20 protein-coding genes and 1 tRNA gene are annotated in these 17,074 nt (G+C 66.4%); 3 read left to right on the top strand and 18 right to left on the bottom strand.

All coding sequences use genetic code 11. The features are described 5' to 3' along the window. From QZW52_RS14015 to dacB, 16 genes are all read right to left on the bottom strand, one after another. Nucleotides 1–218: hypothetical protein (locus QZW52_RS14015; RefSeq protein WP_293999950.1), on the bottom strand; the 218-nt coding region annotated here is incomplete at its 3' end. Nucleotides 219–411: 193 nt separating this feature from the next. After that, complete coding sequence (locus tag QZW52_RS14010; RefSeq protein ID WP_293999948.1) at nucleotides 412–1,317, bottom strand: hypothetical protein; 906 nt, start codon at nucleotides 1,315–1,317, stop codon at nucleotides 412–414. Beyond that, nucleotides 1,314–1,787, bottom strand: a complete 474-nt coding sequence (locus tag QZW52_RS14005) for a TubC N-terminal docking domain-related protein (RefSeq protein WP_293999946.1) — start codon at nucleotides 1,785–1,787, stop codon at nucleotides 1,314–1,316. The genes QZW52_RS14010 and QZW52_RS14005 overlap by 4 nt, the downstream gene beginning before the upstream one ends. Nucleotide 1,788: 1 nt before the next feature. Further along, the gene (locus QZW52_RS14000) at nucleotides 1,789–4,677 is read right to left on the bottom strand and encodes a hypothetical protein (RefSeq protein ID WP_293999944.1); all 2,889 of its coding nucleotides are present in this window, start codon (nucleotides 4,675–4,677) and stop codon (nucleotides 1,789–1,791) included. After that, a complete protein-coding gene (locus QZW52_RS13995) occupies nucleotides 4,677–5,042 on the bottom strand; it encodes a hypothetical protein (protein ID WP_293999943.1) in 366 nt (121 codons plus the stop codon). The genes QZW52_RS14000 and QZW52_RS13995 overlap by 1 nt, the downstream gene beginning before the upstream one ends. Before the next feature lie 84 nt (nucleotides 5,043–5,126). Continuing rightward, complete coding sequence (locus tag QZW52_RS13990; RefSeq protein ID WP_293999942.1) at nucleotides 5,127–5,453, bottom strand: hypothetical protein; 327 nt, start codon at nucleotides 5,451–5,453, stop codon at nucleotides 5,127–5,129. Continuing rightward, nucleotides 5,450–6,007 (bottom strand): BRO-N domain-containing protein, encoded by a 558-nt coding sequence (locus tag QZW52_RS13985; protein WP_293999940.1) that lies wholly within the window; start codon nucleotides 6,005–6,007, stop codon nucleotides 5,450–5,452. The genes QZW52_RS13990 and QZW52_RS13985 overlap by 4 nt, the downstream gene beginning before the upstream one ends. After that, a complete protein-coding gene (locus QZW52_RS13980) occupies nucleotides 6,004–6,231 on the bottom strand; it encodes a hypothetical protein (protein WP_293999938.1) in 228 nt (75 codons plus the stop codon). The genes QZW52_RS13985 and QZW52_RS13980 overlap by 4 nt, the downstream gene beginning before the upstream one ends. A gap of 506 nt (nucleotides 6,232–6,737) precedes the next feature. Then, nucleotides 6,738–7,112, bottom strand: coding sequence for a helix-turn-helix domain-containing protein (locus QZW52_RS13975; protein WP_293999937.1), 375 nt, complete (start codon nucleotides 7,110–7,112; stop codon nucleotides 6,738–6,740). A gap of 80 nt (nucleotides 7,113–7,192) precedes the next feature. After that, entirely contained in the window at nucleotides 7,193–7,477 is a 285-nt protein-coding gene (locus tag QZW52_RS13970; RefSeq protein WP_293999935.1) for a helix-turn-helix transcriptional regulator, read from the bottom strand. A 67-nt stretch (nucleotides 7,478–7,544) separates the two neighbouring features. Continuing rightward, the gene (locus tag QZW52_RS13965) at nucleotides 7,545–8,237 is read right to left on the bottom strand and encodes a hypothetical protein (protein ID WP_293999933.1); all 693 of its coding nucleotides are present in this window, start codon (nucleotides 8,235–8,237) and stop codon (nucleotides 7,545–7,547) included. Nucleotides 8,238–8,488: 251 nt separating this feature from the next. Then, entirely contained in the window at nucleotides 8,489–8,905 is a 417-nt protein-coding gene (locus QZW52_RS13960; protein ID WP_293999931.1) for a hypothetical protein, read from the bottom strand. Nucleotides 8,906–8,908: 3 nt separating this feature from the next. Next, nucleotides 8,909–9,352, bottom strand: a complete 444-nt coding sequence (locus QZW52_RS13955) for a Panacea domain-containing protein (protein ID WP_293999930.1) — start codon at nucleotides 9,350–9,352, stop codon at nucleotides 8,909–8,911. 96 nt (nucleotides 9,353–9,448) lie between these two features. Further along, nucleotides 9,449–10,732 (bottom strand): tyrosine-type recombinase/integrase, encoded by a 1,284-nt coding sequence (locus QZW52_RS13950; protein ID WP_293999929.1) that lies wholly within the window; start codon nucleotides 10,730–10,732, stop codon nucleotides 9,449–9,451. Between the two features lie 161 nt (nucleotides 10,733–10,893). Next, nucleotides 10,894–10,967: transfer RNA gene (locus QZW52_RS13945), tRNA-Gly, on the bottom strand. A gap of 24 nt (nucleotides 10,968–10,991) precedes the next feature. Then, complete coding sequence (gene dacB / locus QZW52_RS13940; RefSeq protein ID WP_293999928.1) at nucleotides 10,992–12,407, bottom strand: D-alanyl-D-alanine carboxypeptidase/D-alanyl-D-alanine endopeptidase; 1,416 nt, start codon at nucleotides 12,405–12,407, stop codon at nucleotides 10,992–10,994. A 290-nt stretch (nucleotides 12,408–12,697) separates the two neighbouring features. Here dacB and trmB point away from each other — a divergent pair, with 290 nt between their 5' ends. Beyond that, nucleotides 12,698–13,474, top strand: a complete 777-nt coding sequence (gene trmB, locus QZW52_RS13935; RefSeq protein WP_293999927.1) for a tRNA (guanosine(46)-N7)-methyltransferase TrmB — start codon at nucleotides 12,698–12,700, stop codon at nucleotides 13,472–13,474. Here the strand turns inward: trmB and QZW52_RS13930 are convergent. After that, complete coding sequence (locus QZW52_RS13930) at nucleotides 13,458–14,285, bottom strand: undecaprenyl-diphosphate phosphatase (RefSeq protein WP_293999925.1); 828 nt, start codon at nucleotides 14,283–14,285, stop codon at nucleotides 13,458–13,460. The genes trmB and QZW52_RS13930 overlap by 17 nt on opposite strands. Before the next feature lie 154 nt (nucleotides 14,286–14,439). Between QZW52_RS13930 and QZW52_RS13925 the strand changes: the two genes are divergently transcribed. Continuing rightward, entirely contained in the window at nucleotides 14,440–15,807 is a 1,368-nt protein-coding gene (locus tag QZW52_RS13925) for a pseudouridine synthase (protein ID WP_293999924.1), read from the top strand. A gap of 244 nt (nucleotides 15,808–16,051) precedes the next feature. Then, a complete protein-coding gene (locus QZW52_RS13920; RefSeq protein ID WP_293999922.1) occupies nucleotides 16,052–16,681 on the top strand; it encodes a TetR/AcrR family transcriptional regulator in 630 nt (209 codons plus the stop codon). Between the two features lie 124 nt (nucleotides 16,682–16,805). Here QZW52_RS13920 and QZW52_RS13915 read toward each other — a convergent pair. After that, nucleotides 16,806–17,074, bottom strand: a 269-nt coding sequence (locus QZW52_RS13915; RefSeq protein WP_293999920.1) for a phosphoribosylformylglycinamidine synthase subunit PurQ, incomplete at its 5' end; no start/stop codon positions are given.

Here is a 17,074-nt window from a genome sequence, read left to right as displayed (position 1 = left end):
TCTGCGGCCCTGCTGCCGGTGAAGGGTTCGGCGCTGGCGCTGGTGTTTTCGGCGCCATGGTCGGCGGTGGCCTGCGTGCTGGTGTCGAGCCTGGTCGAACCGGTAGCACCAAAGGGACCGGAGGTGGCGCCACCATGGGTGAAGGCGCTACAGAGACCGGAGCTGGTGCCAGCAGCGTCGGTGTCGAGGTGGCCACCGGTCGTTCCTGCTGGCGCCACAGCCGACCCAGCCGCGACAGCACGCCCATGACCCCCGGCGCGGCCGGCGGTGAATCGACCGCGGCCGGCTGCTTGCGCTCGATGCTCTTCAGAAGCCCGATCTGCGTCTCCTGAGCCTTCTCACTCTTCGCGGCCGAGGTGCGGAAGTCGTCGCCAGTCTGGCTTGGGTTGCCCTTGTTGGTGGGTGGCGTGGTCATTGCAGGACGTGGCTGGGGCCGGTGTGCAGTGCAACCAGCCCGAAGCCCTCAAGCTTCTGGGCCTGCACCAGCAGTTCCTCGGGGTCGGCGCCCAGCGCATCGGCCACGGCTTCCAGGCTGAACAGCGGTTCACCCTCAGGCGTGCAGCGGTCAGGCGTCCGGAGGTGGATTCCGCACTCCGCCATCATCCGATCAGTGCAACCGGGGTCTTGCAGGTTCAGGGCCTTGACGACGGCGGCGAACGTGCGCGGGTCATCCTCCCCTAGCGTGTCCATGAGGGTGCGTGCGTGGGTGAACGCCTCCCGGATCGCCTTCTGCTGCGGCGTCTCGCTTCGGACGGTGTTCCATGCCTGCAGCGCGTCGCAGATGGCGCCGGCCATCTCGTCATCCATCGGGGCGGTTGCACTGGCCTGCAGGGCGCTCACCTGGTCACGGCGCAGGCGCTCGGCGTCGTTCGGCTCGCTGGGGTCGGTGGCATCCGCCAGCGCACGCAGGCGTTCGACGTAAGCCCCGCTGCTGTATGGCGCCATGCCCAGCGCCAGCACCAGACTGTCGGCGTCACGGGTGCGGATCGCCTCGGCAAGAGCGGCCAGCAGCACGGCACGGCCCGCCCGCGTGAGCTTGCCTGCCACGACGATGGCCTGATGGATCAGCGTGGCGAACTCGGCATCAACGACGTGCCCCGGCAGTGCGCAGGCCATCAGGGCAGCGTGGACGGCTTCGCGGGACTCGGCAGGGCTGGCACTGTCCTTGTGCGCAACGATGCCTTCCATCCGGTCGTTGAAGGCGTCGAGGTCCACCGGCGCGCAGTCCATCAGCTCTTCCAGCGCGGGAAGGGTCGGGTGGTCGTTCAACACGGCGCGGAAGTCGGCCGCGGTGGTGTAGGGGAAGGGGTCGTTCATGGTGCGCTTCTCGTGGTGGCGGTGAAGTGGGTGCAGCGCACCAACTCGGCCCGGATCGGCTCGAACTGGCGGCTGGCGCTGGTCATCTGGCCGGCTCGGGCAGCGCCACAGCGGCGGCCCTCCAGCCGGCGGCACTCGATGCACATGGCCATGTCCAGGCCCGTGCGGTCTCTCAGTCGCAACTGAGCGGCGATCTGCTCGGCGTCGTCGGTGCCGAACCCGTGGCGCAGCGCCAGCCCGAAGTAGTCGGACAAGCGGCCGGCGTCGTCGGTGGTCATGCCGACCAGTGCCAGCACCTCGGGCGGTTGCTGCAGCAGGCCGATCAACTCGGCCCGGTGGGTGCGGATCTGGGTGCGGTCGGCATCGGTCAAGACGCCCGGCGGGGACACCAGCAGCCTGTCGCCGCCGGGCTTCACCGCTACCGACAGGCCACGCCGCCGAAGGTCTTGGAGCAAGGCAGGGGCGCCCATGTCACAGCTCCTCGGGCACGGCTACCGCCGAAAGCAGGGTCGCGCCTTGACCGGAATTCACAGCACTGACAGCACTGAGAGCACTTTTCAGGGGTGTTTTCGGGTCGAAAGTGCTGTGAGTGCTGTCAGTGCTGTCGTTTTGGACTGGTCGCCGATGCAACTTTACCGACCAGAGCTGTCCAGCAGCACCCCGCGAGCCGCGCACGAACAGCTTGCCGGCCACGATGCGGCCCTGCATCTTGTCGAGCCAGCGCCCGGCGATCCGCACGTTCACCCGCCCGCCTTGGCCTGCGATTTCATCCAGCGCATCACCCAGCGGCGTGGATTCGTCGCTGAACGACAGCGCCGCCCGCTTGATCGCCTGGGCCACCGTGGTCGGCGTGGTGCCGAACGCCTGGTGCCACGCTTCCAGCAGCGCACCGTGCTTGGCCGTCTCCGGGTCTGCCTCGAAGGCGAGTGCCGCCGCCTTCATCGGGTCATCGAACATGGGCAGCAGGTCGCCCGGGTGCTGCGCGTTGTGCGCGCGCACCAGCCCGGCCAGCCAGCACAGCGGCTGCCGCACCAGGTCGTCCCATGTCTCGAAGCTGGCCGTGCGCCCCTTCGCCGCCTTCGGTCGCCCGGCGGTGATGTAGGCCCGGATGATCGACAGCGCCGCCACGACGTAGCGGGGGCGGTGCTCGCTGATTTCGGTGGCGGGGTCAAAGCTGAAGTCCCGCGTGTAGGGCGTCTCCGTCTCCGCGTCGATGCGGGCCAGCAGCACCCGGCGGCAGGTGTCCGAACTGAGCCGCAGGTTGTTGCCCGTGGCGATGAACATGGCCCGGTTCGGCAAGCTCGCCGTCTCGCTGCTGCCCAGGATGCGGTCGGCGAAGGTCGCAGCGGTCAGGAAGCTGTCGAGCGCGGCATTGCCCAGCGGCTCGCGCACGTTGTCCCACAGGATCACGCGGTGGCCATCGCGCAGCGCGGCGAACAGGCGCTTTCGGGTTTCCTCGTCGTTGTCGGCCGGTGGCAGGATGGCCGGATCTGTGCCGATGGACAAGATGCCGATGCATCGGGCCAGCAGCGTCTTGCCGGACCCTGCCGCCGGGGCGTCGAAGCCAATGCCCGGTGCGGTAGGCAAGCTCGCACGGATGGCAGCCGTCAGCAGCCCATGCAGCGCCACGCCGCGGGCCACATCGTCCACCAGCGGGAACAAGCGGAACGGCTGCCACAGCACCCGCAGCGCCTGCAGTGCTTCGGCCGGGCTGACACTGGCGCGGATGGCCGGCTGGTGGGTCAGGTCGGACCAGTAGAACAGGCCCGAATCGGCATCGTGGCCGGGCTTGTCCAGGATCGAGCCATCCGGGCGCAGCGTGGGCGCTGTGACGACGCCGACCAACCGGGCGAAGCCGCGACTGCCATGCTTCGCCAGGACAGCGCGGGCGATGGCACTCGGCGCGTCCTCGGGCGCCTCGGTGGTGGTGACGTTGCCGTCCTCGTCCTCTTTCTTGCGCAGCCGGTAGAACTCACACACCCGGCCCATGTGGTCCAGCAGCCAGTCCGCCGACACCGTGCGCGCCTTGCCCTCGGCGACATAGGCAACCGCTCCTTCGCCGAACTCGTACAGCTCGCAGCGGTCGCGCATGACCTGCAGCACCGCGTCGGTGGCCTCGATGCGCCGGCCAGCGCCGACCTGCACCCGGGCCGACTGCCGGCGCAGCTCGAAGCGCAGACCGCCATGCCGGTGCGTGTGCAGGAAGGGGCGCCCGCCGGTCTTGAGGTTGACGTGCGCCACCCGCCGATCCTGATCCGGGTCGAGCGGGTCGGCGAAGCGGGCGTTGTGCCAGTGGTCGGTGCGGTCGAGCACGTCGCCGACGGTGACGCGCTGGCCGTCCTGCCCGATCAGCTCGAAGTCGCCCATCAGCACGCGGGTGTCACCGGCCGCGCGCAACAGGATCGAGCGGGCCTTGTCCACCGGGATGCCGCGGCGCTGCGACAGCTCGGGCGCCTTCTCGGCCGCCCACTTCTCGCGGGCCGCCGCGGCGCGTGGGGCTACCGCCTTGCGGGCGTCGCGCTGGGCAGCCTGGGCGGCCTTGTCGTCGGCGCGGCCGATCATGCCGAGGTTGAACAGCGCCAGCGGATCGCCGAACACGCGGGCCGCAGTGCCTGGGCGGGTCAGGCCGTCGTGCAGGATCGGGCCGGCCGCGAAGTCCAGGCGCTCGGGTTGCCACACCTGGGCATCCAGCAGGCCACGCATCAGCACCTGCCCGGCCTTGCCGACCTCTGCCCACGCGAAACGGCCCGGTATGGCGCGGGTTGCCTCCCACAGCAGGGACACCAGACGCTTGCCGGCCTCGGGGATGTCGGCGGCGCGGCGCACCGGGATGTAAATCCGGTGCCGCGTCAGGCCCGTGAGCACGCGGCCGTCCGGGGCCACGACACCGGCCGATGCACTGGGGCGCCAAAGCATCGGCGCATCGGTCAACGCTGGGCAGGCGGTGATGAGCCGGGCGCGCAGCTCGTCCACCGTCAGTTCCTCGCCCTCGAATCCGCCGTCGTGGTCGAGCATCAGCACGCCGGGGCCGGTCGGATACTCGAAGTGCGCCCGGTCGCGGGCGATGGCGCCCGGGTCGCCCTCATGCGCGGCCAGTTCGTCACGGGTGACGACAGCCAGATAGGCACCCGGTGCGCTGCCCTTCGGCACGCCCCAGCCGACCGCCTGATTGGGCTCCAGCGCGTCGAGGCACTGCGACAGCGCAGCCAGGCCGCCAGTGCTCTGCAGATGCTCGGCCGTGCCCTGCACCATGTCGGCGCCGGCCTGCTTGACCAGGTGCCCCGCCTCGTCCAGGCGCAGCACCTTGGTCAGCCGCTCGGGGCGCGCGCTGGTGAACCGGGTGAGGTGCAGCGCGGTCATCACGCACCAGTTCCGCAGGCCAGTGCGTCGGCCAGTTCGGCGCGGGCCAGTTCGATCAGCGGCAGTGCGCGGGCCGGTGCCTTGTCACCATCGGCCACCAGCGACCGGCGGATCAATTCGAGAACGACGCCGGCTTCGGTCAGGAGACCGCTGACTTGTGCCGGATCTTCTTCGTCCAGCGACTCCAGGAGGGTGCCGCTGACGATCCGCAGCCCATGGGCGCGAACGTCTTCCACACCGTCTGTGTCAGGCAGGGTGCTGCGTGCGCTGGCCACGTAGCCCATGCAGGCTTCTGCGAAGTTGACGCGAGCCGGGACGGTGTTGTCAGTGGTGGCGGTCGATGCGGTGGTGGTCGTGGTGTTCATGGTCATTTCCTTGGGGCGGTGGGTGGGTTGAGGCAAAGCAGCGGCGCGACCGGCAGTGCCGGCCTGAGGTTTGGGGGCCATGTTTCAGGCTCGGGGTGGGGATTCGGTGGGGGTGGTGCTGGCGCTGTCGATGGCTTCCCGCAGGTCGCGCACGATCAGCGCCAGCATTTCGGCGGGATCTTGGGCTTTGACCGGCGAAGTCATCTCATCCAGCGCGAGCTGGGCAGCCCGTAGCAGCAGCGGTGCGGCGGCGATCAACCGGCCGTTCTCGTTCTCCTGCGCCATGCTGTCGGCGGCGTGGAAGCACACGACGGCCACAGAGTCACCAGCAGCGGTGACAACTGCGCCAGCCGCTGCATCGAAGCGCCACGGGCCGGGGGTGTGGGTGGCGGTGCCCTGTTCGGGGGTCATGCTGCACCGCCTTCCAGCGCCAGCACCATCTGTACCTCGGCACGGGCACGGGTAACGGCTTCCAGCAGGATCGGCTTGGCACGCCGGCGCAAGGACAGCGTGCGCGCTGCGTTGCTCGCCTGGGCGAAGGACTTGGCTTCTTCGCGTTCGGCAGCGAGCAGTCGGGCGTGCAGGTCGGCGGGGGCGTGGGTGACACCTTCGAGCACGTCCAGCACCCAGCGGCGGAACGCTTCTGCCTTGGGTGTGCGGGCGAACATGCCCAGCAGGTGCGCCCCACGCAGCGAGAAGAGGCGCACGCTTCTGGTCAGACCCGGAACCCCACTTCGGGGTTCTGGTTGATCCGGAACACACAAAAGGTGTTCTGGGTCAGGGATGTCCACGAGAACCGTCATGTCGGCGGAGAACTCGCGGGCGTGGGTGCGGTAGATCCGGCTGATCTTGTCGCCACGGCTGTAGCCGAGCGCCTGGGCGATGTCAGCGGCCCGAAGCCAAGTCTTACCCTTGTGGTCGATCACCTTGAACTCGACCGTCTCGAACGTCAGGGCGCTGCTCATCGCGCACCCCCGATCCGGTCAGCCGCCACCAGCTCGAAGGCTTTGGCGCGAAGGTCAGCACGACGTGCAGCCCGGCGGGCGGCGTTGCGTTCGGCCAACTGGCGAGCGATGCGCAGCATGTAGGCGCGGGCGTACTCGCTGGTGGGTGCAGGACGGGGTGAAGGTTGCGCGGGACGGCGCAGTATCACGCGGCCCGATGCGGGCGCGGTGGTGGTGTCAGCCATGATGGCTCCAAAGCAACAGGTGTTGAACCTGCCGCCCTCCCGACCAAGAGAGGGTGGCAGACCGTGCGGGGTTGGTCGACCGGGCTTTGGAACCGGCACACCTTGCGGTGTCCCCACACGGCCCGCCATAGACGGAACCATGCGCGCAGTGTCACGCCGATGAGGACGTGAAAAAGCCGCGTCAGGCGCGGCTACTGCGCCAAAGCTACCGGGCGACCAAGCCCGCATCACTGTTTTTTGCAGTGACAGACGTAGCGTATCACCTCGATGCGCGTTGTGGCAATAGGTGATGTAAATAGTGGCAACTGCAGGCACTGATTTCTTGACGGTTATAGGCGAGATGATCAAAGGTATCTCCGGTTAGGCAGCCAAATACTGCAGCGACGCGGGTATAGGCGTCAAGCGGATGCAGTCAGAGCTGTTTTGTGCTTTCTCGTTCTTTTATCTTCTTAAATATGCTTTTTCAGGCACAAAACACCCAGCCCATATTTATGAAGTTCTTTTCATTATTTTGGATGCTTTGCTGTGCTTTTATTCGCAGACTGTTTCTGTTTTGGGCTGGCCTCAACCGGCGCGAGGTGTTGCTGTGCCGCATCACGAGCCAGGTAATACGCGCCGATGCGGTGCAGGTCGCCTGACTCGGTAGGCGTGTGACACCACATCGTCGCGATTGGGTGGCCTGCGTTGCGCAAATCCATCTTTCGTGCTCGGGGGTCGTACAGATCCAGGTACCGAGACGCCTCATAGGTGGTGACCAAACCGAACTGACGCAGGGCCGCCAGCAGTCGATCACATTGCCGCGTCCCGGACTGGCCCGGGTTGGCGTCGCGGATGGCGTGCAGGGCCACGATGCGCTCCTGGGACGGAGCATCGATCACCATGAGGCGGGAGGCTTGGGGGGATGAGCGTTTGCGCCGCTCATCCCTTCTTTGTTTTTGAGGGTGGTCTGCATCGCCGCCTCTTACTGTGGCGTGCGGGTGGCCGCAAGCCACTGGCGGATCAGTCCGGCCGACCAGCGCACGCAGCGCGGGCCGTCACGGTGATCGGCGGCCGGGAATTTGCTGGCCTTGATCCGGTCGCGGATGGCTTGGTCGCACAGTCCAACCAGAGCGGACACCTGGCGGATAGACAGGCGTGTCAGGTCGGCAAGCTCAGGTGCGATGTGCGCCGACATCCTGGCCGAGGTGGTCGGCGCTACGGCGCTGGTGGGGCAAAGCGGGGCTGCTTGGGGTGTTGTGGTGTTCATGTTTGCCACGATGCCGTGCCAACCCGGTGCCATTCAACCCGGTACCCGGCCCCAGCTTGGCACCGGGTCAGCGGTACTTGATCCGCTCCTCCTTGGTGAGCCTCTTCCATGCCTTCTCGTACCGGGTGTCCTCATCGTCTCGGCTCAGCGCGGTGAGCACCGCCTGTTTCGCCGGTGACGATAATCCTCGCGGGGGTGGTGGAAGTGCCAGTGGTTCAAAGCCAAGTTCTTGCAGCTTGGCGAGGACAGCGTTCTCGTGGGCGATGGCTGCGGGAACACCACGTACAGGCTTGAGCGGTACCTCGCTGACGCTGGGCGTGCATGGCGCGAGCGACACGAAACCTTCCGGCAGGTGCCAGTTCAACCGATCCGCGAGCCGCCGGAAATCATGGAAGCTGACCTTCGTGCGCTCGCCTGCCTCGGCACTACCGAGTTGATCAGTCGCAGCTTCAAGACGGAGTACGAAGCCCGAATTTCTGCGCAGCCGTTCGCGTAGTTCAATCGTCTGGAAGCTGGACGGGTCATCGCCCCGCTGTCGCGGTTCAGTGGATGGCTTTGGCTTGGGGGTCGTGCTTGCGACGGCCGCGAAAACGCCCAGTTGGAAACGATACAGCGGGTCGTAGTCCAGGCTCAGGGCAACCGCTTGCCACAGCTCCGCAGAACGGCGCTCCGACCACAGCGACCACAGCGGCGCACGCAACGCCCAGTTGGGCGACAACACCTCCCTGCGCCGCCATTCGACGATCAAGTTCTCGTCCATGCGTTCCCCAACGCAGCCCCACCGATGAAGTGCCGCGCCGACCAGGTGGGGCGCCCGGTGTTCCTCCCGTCGGAGTAGGCGCGGCACCTGTCAGGGTAGCAGGCGCGGCGGGCCTTGCTGGGGCCATGCGGGGTGTTCTGTGCCTGTCAGGACGACGGTGGGCGCCGCCCGTGGTGTTCCACCTGGCCAGTGCTCTCAGTGCTGTGAGTGCTGTCGTTTCGGCATGGGTCGTGACCCCTGTTTCGGCCGCCTCAGCCGTGGTTGTACAGACTGAAACCCCGGTCGATCCAGACCACGAAGAAGACTTCATCAACCCGATACCCGACCATCGGCGCCTTGCCGATGCACCGGAACGCGATGATCCGCACTTCGTCGGTGATGCAGGCCGGGATGGGCGCACTGATGGCGCTTCGGGTGATGGTTTCGCAGCCCTGACCATGCCGCCCAGCCCCTGCGATGTCCTGCCACGTCAACTGACTGAGCTGGTGCAACCGATCAGCAAACGCCGCCTTCTCGTCTCTCGTGCAGGCCGACAGGCAGAACGTCTTGTCCAGGTACTCCAGCGAGAACTTTGGCCTCAGGTGCTGGCTGGATGCTCCCGCAGCAGGGTGCGCGGTAATCCGCCGGCCCTCGTTGTCGGTCGGGCGCTGTAGCCGCTTGCCTGCCACAGGTCAGTTCTTCAGCAGCGTCTGGAAGTACGCCTTCATGGCAACCGACTCAATCGGCGTGCTCGGCCCCTCGGCATAGGCATCGCACCACGGCGATTCCACATGGGTCATGTTGCGCAGCTTCCAGGCCGAATACTGCCCGTACACGTCGTTGACTTCATCCAGCAGTTCACGGGCTTGCTGATCGAGTGACGCAGGGTCAAAGTCACTCGGCAGTGGAATCGCGCCCGCGCCGTGGACCTTGTAGTCACGGTAGACCGAAGGCACCACGGGGCCATGGGTCCATGCCTCGATGCGGTCGCCGAACAGCGGCGCGTCGAACAGCGCCAGATGAAAGCCCTGCGCGTAGTACAGCAGCTTCTGGAGCTTCAGGTTCGAGATGGTGTCCCCGGCTTCCTCATCGGACAGCGACAGGAAGTAGCGGGCGGCGTCGGATGCCCTGATCATGTGAAATTCCCTTGGTGAAACGACAGTGTCGCATGTGGGTCTTACGTCGATCCAAGGTGCCACACAAAGCCCCGACAAGCCCCAATTCACCACACCTCACGCCGCCTTGAACGGGATCACCTGCGCCCCGTCCCGCAGCCGGTCCAGGTAGTCCGCCCACGTCTGCATCATCTTGCGGCGCTGGTCCATGAACTCGGCCCGGTCGTAGGCCATGCCCAGCGGCCCGGACTTGCCGTGCGCGAGCTGGGCCTCGATCACGTCGGGGCTGATGCCCGGCAGGCGCTCGATGATCAGCGTGCGCGCCATCGCTCGGAAGCCGTGGGCGGTCATGTCCTCGTTGCCGTAGCCCATGCGGCGCAGCGCGGCCCGGATGGTGTTCTCGCTCATGCACCGCTGGCCGGACAGCAGCGACGGAAACACGTACTGCCCCGATCCCGAGTGCGGGCACAACTCTTCCAGCACCTGCAGCGCCTGGGCAGCCAGCGGGACCATGTGCGGGCGGCCGTTGTTCTTGCCGTGGATCGTGCGTTTCATCTTGGCGGCCGGGATGGTCCACAGCGCCGCGTCGGTGTCGATCTCCGCCCACTCCATCGCCCGCACGTTGCCGGGCCGCTGGAACGTCAGCGCCGACAGCAGCAGCGCGCCCCGGGTCAGCGGCTGGCCGACGTACCCGCCGATGTTGCGCAACAGTTCGCCGACGCCGACAGGCTCCAGCACCGCGGCCATGTGGCGCACCGGCTTGGACTTCAGCGCGCCGGTCAGGTCCACCGACGGGTTGCGCTCGCATCGTCCGGTCTGGATGCCGTAGCGGAACACCTGCCCCGCGTACTGGCGCAGACCGTGCGCGGTGATGATCGCCCCGCGCTTTTCTACCCGGCGCAGGGCGTCCAGCAGCACGGGGGCGTTGATGCTGGCCAGCGGCAGCGCGCCCAGTACTGGGAACAGGTCAAGTTCGCAGGACCGCAGCCACTTCTGAGCGTGCGATGGTGACCAGCCGTCAACCTCCTGGGCGTGGAACTCCCGCGCCACGTACTCGAAGGTGCCCGGCAGTGGCTCACCGGCGGCGGCCAAGGCTTCGGCCTCGTGCCGGCGCTCCTGTTCAGCCTTCCCCGCCTTGCGCGCCTCGCTCGGGTCAGTGCCAGCCGCCACCATGGCACGGGCCTCGTCTCGCCGCTTGCGGGCATCGGCCAGCGTCACCGCAGGGTACGTGCCCAGACTGAGCATCTTCTCCTTCCCGCCGAAGCGATACCGCCAGCGCCACCACTTCCCGCCCTCGGGCCGCACCTCCAGCAGCAGCCCGCCGCCGTCCGACAGCTTGCGCGGCTTGTCGCCGGGTTTGGCCTTCTTGATGCCTTGATCGCTCAGCAGGTTCTCGGGCATGGGTAACTTCCTGGGTAGGTTTTGGAGTTACCCGCAAAGCTACCCGTGATCGTGGGTAACTTCAAGCGGTGCTTCTTGGGGTTCCTTGGGCAACAAAAAAGCCCTAGAGCGTTGATTCTCTAGGGCTTTCGGTGCTTGGTGGGCCTTCTTGGGGCCTGATTTGGAGCGGGTGATGGGAATCGAACCCACGTATGAAGCTTGGGAAGCTGCCGTTCTACCATTGAACTACACCCGCGCCGCCTGAAACAGCAGGGCGCGATTATGCCAGACGCGCAGCCCACTCGACACAGGCGTCGAGCGCAGGCGTCGCAGCCGCCACGTTTTCTGCGTGGTTGGCCAGCAAGCACACACCCAGCATGCGCCCGCTGCGGGTTCGCACATAGCCGGCCAGACCGCGGGTATCGAGCAGCGTGCCCGTCTTCAACCAAGCCTGCCCCTCGGCCACGCCGCCACGCATGCGCCCTTCCAGCGTGCCGTCCACGCCCGCGATCGGCAGGGACTTGAGCAGCAATTTCCCCTGTGGCCCGCGGGCTGCGCGGCTCAGCAGATGCACCATCGCCTGCGGTGTGGCCTTTTCCAGCCGCGACAGGCCCGAGCCGGTGTCCAGCCCGACCCATTCCTTGCGCACCCCCTTGCGGGTCAGCCAGTCGCGCACGCGGGCCTGCGCCGCCTCTGCCGTCGCCGCACGGTCCGGGAAATCCGGCGCGAGGCTGAGCATCAGGTGGCGCGCGACCAGGTTGTCGCTGCGCTTGTTCATGTCGATCAACTGCTCGGACAGGGGCGCCGACACATGCTCGGAAAACGGTATCACCGGTGTCCCGGCAGCAGCCTGTGCCTCCGCCAGTTGCCACGGCACGGGCGACGACGGGGAGTGCTCGATCACCCGCCCCCGCAGCACCCCGCCCGCCTGCAGCCACAATCCCTCGATCCCCCGCAAGCCCAGATCCCGCATGCTGACGGGCGAGAACTTGATCTGCTGCGGACCACAGCGGGCCGACCACTGGCCGTTGATCTGCAACTGCGGTTGCGGCGTGCCTTCGACATCCCGGTAGACGGCGTTCGCCACACAGGCGCCGCCGCGTCCCAGCGCGTTGATCAGCTTGACATCGTGCAGCGGCGGCGTCACCTGGATGTTGGTCCGCCCGCCGCTGTCCGACTGGACGGCGACGCGCACCACGCCCGCGTCCAGCGCCAGCGCATCGGGGCGGACATGGTGGGGCCGCTCCGGCGTCGGCTCCGGCGTCGAGACCAGATCCTGGGGACGCAGGCTGAAGGCGTCCCGGTTGAGGATGATGTCGCCCCAGACCTCGTGCAGCCCCTGTTCGCGCAGTTGCTGGAACCACGCCAGCAAGTCCTGCGAGGTCAGGCTGGCATCGCCTCCGCCGCGGATGACCAGATCGCCCAGCAGCCGCCCGTTGGTGAGCGGGCCGCTGAGGTAGGCCCGCGTGCGCCAGCGGTAGGCGGGGCCGAGCAGGTCGAGCGCGGCCATCGAAGTGATGAGCTTGGAGGTGGACGCCAGCACGAAAGGTCGCGCCGCCTGCCAGGACAGCACGGCGGGGCCACCGTCCAGCGGCTGCACATGCAAGCCGAAACCTTCGATCGCCAGACCGGTTTCACTCAGACGCTCTCGAAGCGCGGCCGGCAGCAGATCGACTGGCTCGGACAGGACGGGCAACGGTCCAGCCGGTAGCGCCTTGCGGGTGCGGGCCTGAAGCGGCCTCGCCGCCAGACCTGTAGACGCTGCCGCGGCAAGTGCCAGCCATTGGCGCCTGGACGCACGGACAGGCCACTCGGAGGCCCTCACGGTTGATGCAGAATCACTCATGCACTGAGCCTAGGCGGGCCTCGCTCCAGTGCATAGGCAAAATAGCCCGGACTTGCCCCTTCAATCCCGAGACCATTGGTTCCAGGGATTTCATTTTGAAATATTCATACCGAAGGCATGCGCCGCGGTACCCCTTGTTCATGACTGTCACTGATCCGACCCCCGTTTCGCCTGCATTGCCCCTGCCCGCAGACACCGATCCTGGCTCACCCGATGCGCCTGTCGTCCACCACCGCGCAATCCGCAGTTTCGTGGTCCGCGCCGGACGCATGGGCACGGGCCAGATGCGCGCACTGGAGGAACTCGGGCCGCGTTACGTGCTGCCGTACACCGACCAGCGACTCGATCCGCAAGCCGCCTGGGGTCGCGTGGCGCCGCTGGTGCTGGAGATTGGTTTTGGCATGGGTGGAGCGACCGCGGAAATTGCAGCGCGTCGGCCGGAAGTGGATTTCCTCGGGGTCGAGGTCCACACGCCCGGTGTCGGTGCGCTGCTCAAGCTGATCGACGAGCAGGGTCTGGAGAACCTGCGCATCGTGCAGCACGACGCTGTCGAGGTGCTGGACCAGATGATCACGCCCGCCTCGCTCGCCGGCGTCCACATCTTCTTCCCGGACCCATGGCACAAGAAAAAGCACAACAAGCGCCGCCTGATCCAGCCCGAGTTCGTGGCCCGGCTGGTCACGCGGCTCGCACCGGGCGGCTACCTGCACTGTGCGACCGACTGGCAGCCGTATGCCGAGCAGATGCTGGAAGTGCTGTCCGCCGAACCGGCGCTGGAGAACACCGCCGACGGCTATGCCCTCCGCCCCGACTACCGCCCGCTCACCAAGTTCGAACACCGGGGGCTGAAGCTCGGGCACGGCGTCTGGGACTTGGTGTTCCAGCGCCGCACCGCCGACCTCAGTCGTGCCAACTGACCATGCCGGTGTAGGACGTCAGCAGGATCACCAGCCCGAACGCGATGCGGTACCAGGCGAAGGGCACGAAGTTGTGCGTCGCCACGTACTTCAGCAGCCAGCGCACGCACAGCCACGCCGACAGGAACGAGAACACCAGTCCGACCAGGAACACCGGGGCGTCGGCCATCGACAGGTGGGCGCGCTCCTTGTAGAGGCTGTAGGCACCTGCGCCGATCAGCGTGGGAATGCCAAGGAAGAAACTGAAGTCCGTGGCGGTCTGGCGCGACAGGCCCATCAACATGCCGCCGATGATGGTCGAGCCGGAGCGGCTGGTGCCCGGAATCATCGCGAAGCACTGTACCAGGCCCACTTTCAGGGCATCGAGCGGGGTCATGTCGTCCACCGAAGACACCCGAACGGAACTCGCAGGGCGCCGTTCCGCCCACAGGATGATCAGACCACCGACAATGAAGGCCGAGGCGACGATCACGGGCGTGAACAGATGCGCCTTGACCGTCTTGCCGAACGCCAGGCCGAGCACGACCGCCGGCAGGAAGCCGATCAGCACGTTGAGCACGAAACGCTGTGCGTCACGGCTGCTGCCGAGGTGCGTCACCGTGTTCGACAGGCGCTGCCAGTAGACCAGGATCACGGCAAAGATCGCGCCGGTCTGGATGGCAATCTCGAAGACTTTGCCACTTTCGGTATCGAATCCACCCAGCAACGAACCCGCAAGGATCAGGTGGCCGGTACTGGAAATCGGCAGGAACTCTGTCAGCCCCTCGACCACGCCCATCACCGCAGCCTTCAACAACATCACGACATCCACGTTCACATTCCTTCAGTTCGACTAGGACAAGTCCAGACAAGAAAACGCCCCGATTGACGGGGCCTGATACTGGTGTTCAATACTGCAAAAGAAGATAGCACAGGCGCAGAGGCGTTCCGTTCCGGAAGTCTTGCGTTGGTGCCGGCACGACGACATGGTCACACTCACTTTGAAAAAGAAATCCGCCCCTTCCCCTGACCAGGGGAAGCCCGCCGGGCGCGGCCCGCTGCGCGGCCAGGGTTCACGCCCTCGCCCGACCCTCGCCGAAGCCCAGGCACAGCGCATCGAGCAGCAGCAGGCATGGGACCGAGAGAACGCCCAGCAGCAACAGCAGCGCGATGAACGCCGCCCGCCCGCCCCGCGCCGGGACGGTGGCGGGCCGCTGAGCGTCAACAACCAGCGGTTTGCCCAGAATCTGGCCGACCGAGGTGGACCGCCGCCGCGAGACGCTCCGCCGCCACGGCCGCAGCAGGGACGGGAGCGCGACGCCCCCCCGCCGCGCGACGACCGCCGACCCCCGGCTCCACGCCGGGACGGTGGCGGGCCGCTGAGCGTCAATAACCAGCGATTCGCCCAGAATCTGGCCGACCGTGGCGGGCCGCGTCGCGAGGCCCCGGCACCGCAGCAGTGGCAACAGCCGCCCGAAGCCCCCCGCCCAGCACCAACGACCCGGCCACTGAAGAGCGTCGTCAACCCCCAGGTCGCCCGCCAGATGGGATCCGACCGCCCAGGGATGCCGCCTGCCACACCCACGCACCGACCGCCCGGCCTGCCCTCCGCGGAAGGGGACCGTCTCTCCAAGCGCATGACCGCACTCGGGCTGTCCTCGCGCCGAGAAGCCGACGAGTGGATCGAGGCGGGGTGGGTGCGCGTCAATGGGCGTCTGGCCGTGCTGGGCCAGCGGGTGCGCCCGGAAGACAAGATCGTGGTCGATCCCGCCGCGCACCGCGAGCAGGCCCAGCGCGTCACCATCTTGCTGAACAAGCCGATCGGCTATGTGAGCGGCCAGGCGGAAGACGGGTACGAGCCAGCGTCCGTGCTCTTGCGTCCCGAGAACCAGTGGACCGAAGACCAATCCGGCTTGCGCTGGCATCCGGGCCACATGCGCAGTCTGGCCCCTGCGGGTCGGCTGGACATCGACTCGGTCGGCCTGCTGGTGCTGACGCAGGATGGACGGGTGGCGCGCCAGTTGATCGGCGAAGACTCGAACATCGAGAAGGAGTACCTGGTCCGGGTCGAGTACCACCACGGCCCGCGCCTGCCTGACGCGGATCTGGCGCTGCTCAACCACGGCCTCACGCTCGATGACCATGTGCTGCGGCCCTGCAAGGTGAGCTGGCAGAACGAGGACCAGCTCCGCTTCGTGCTGCGCGAAGGCCGCAAGCGCCAGATCCGGCGCATGTGCGAAGCCGTCGGACTCAAGGTGGTCGGACTCAAGCGGGTCCGCATCGGCAGCGTCAACCTGGGCCACCTCCCCCCAGGTCAATGGCGGTACCTGCGCCGTGATGAATTTTTCGCGTGAATCATCCACTGATTTGCGGAAACAAATTCTGGATAAACGGTTAAGAACCGTACCACTTTCTGGCAACCTCCCTGCGCCCATTCGCCGACACTGTCTCGGTGGATGTCAAGTCAGTCACATGGCAACAACATCTATCGAACTGCCGTCATCGTTAGCACAACGGTAATAAAAAGTACCCCTTTTTATCAGTTTTGCTGCTTTTAGGAATAAAAGCTAAAGTACGATTGGGACGTGGGGAAGCCTCATGATCGAACAAACAGCCATAATTTCTTCTTCGCTAGACCACCGCACCCGGCTTCTTGAAGGCATGGCTCGCTGCGTGGCAACCAAAGGGTATGCCGATACCACGATTGCCGACATTGCCACGGCAGCGCGTGTATCCAAGCGTACGTTCTATGAACATTTCAGAACCAAGCAAGAATGCCTGATCGCCCTGTATGAAAACGCCAGCCAGCGCGGCCTGAACAGCCTCGCCAGAGCGATCGAACCCGATCAGGAGTGGCCGGCCCGTGTCGATCATGCCGTGAAGGCCTATTTCAGCCATCTGGCAGCCAACCCGCTGCTGATGCGTACCCTGTTCATCGATGTGCTGGCAGTGGGACCGGAAGGTCTCCAGGCTCGGCGCAAGGTGCATCAACAACTCGCGGAGCTGATTGCCAGCACCGCAGAACAGCCAGACAGCGAACTCAACGTCTGGCAGGCCAACGCGATCATCGGCTCCCTGACCGAAATCGTGCTGCAGGCCATCGAGCAGGACCGCGTCGAGCAACTGCCCGAGTGTGCGGATGAAGCGGCACAGGTCATCCGCGCTGCCATGCAATCCCAGCTAGCCCACCCGCTGGTGCCAGAAACGGGCGCAACCCCGCAGCCGTGATGTAAAAACGGCACCAATCCCGGTGCCGTTGCATTATCCAGAACCGGCAAGCGTTTTCCCCACACATGCGCTTGCCAGGAAATGCCCTCCCGAGCACCTCCCGAGTCGAACACTCACCTCGCGTTCAGCCGACCCACTTCCGGGCGTTGCTGAACATGCGCAGCCACGGACTCTGCGCCGACACCGCGCCCGATGTCCAGCTCATCTGCACATTGCGGAACACGCGCTCCGGGTGCGGCATCAGCACCGTGAAGCGGCCATCCGCCGTCGTCACGGACGTCAGGCCATCCGGACTCCCGTTCGGGTTGAGCGGATAAGCTTCGGTTGGCCGCCCTGCATGGTCCACGAAGCGCATCGCCCGGTGGACCTTGGCGGCATCACCGCGCTGCGAGA

This window comes from Sphaerotilus sp., assembly GCF_013299175.1.
Classification (GTDB): domain Bacteria; phylum Pseudomonadota; class Gammaproteobacteria; order Burkholderiales; family Burkholderiaceae_C; genus Sphaerotilus.
Note: the sequence above shows the minus strand (reverse complement) of the source record. Positions and strands in the feature narration are given on the sequence as shown.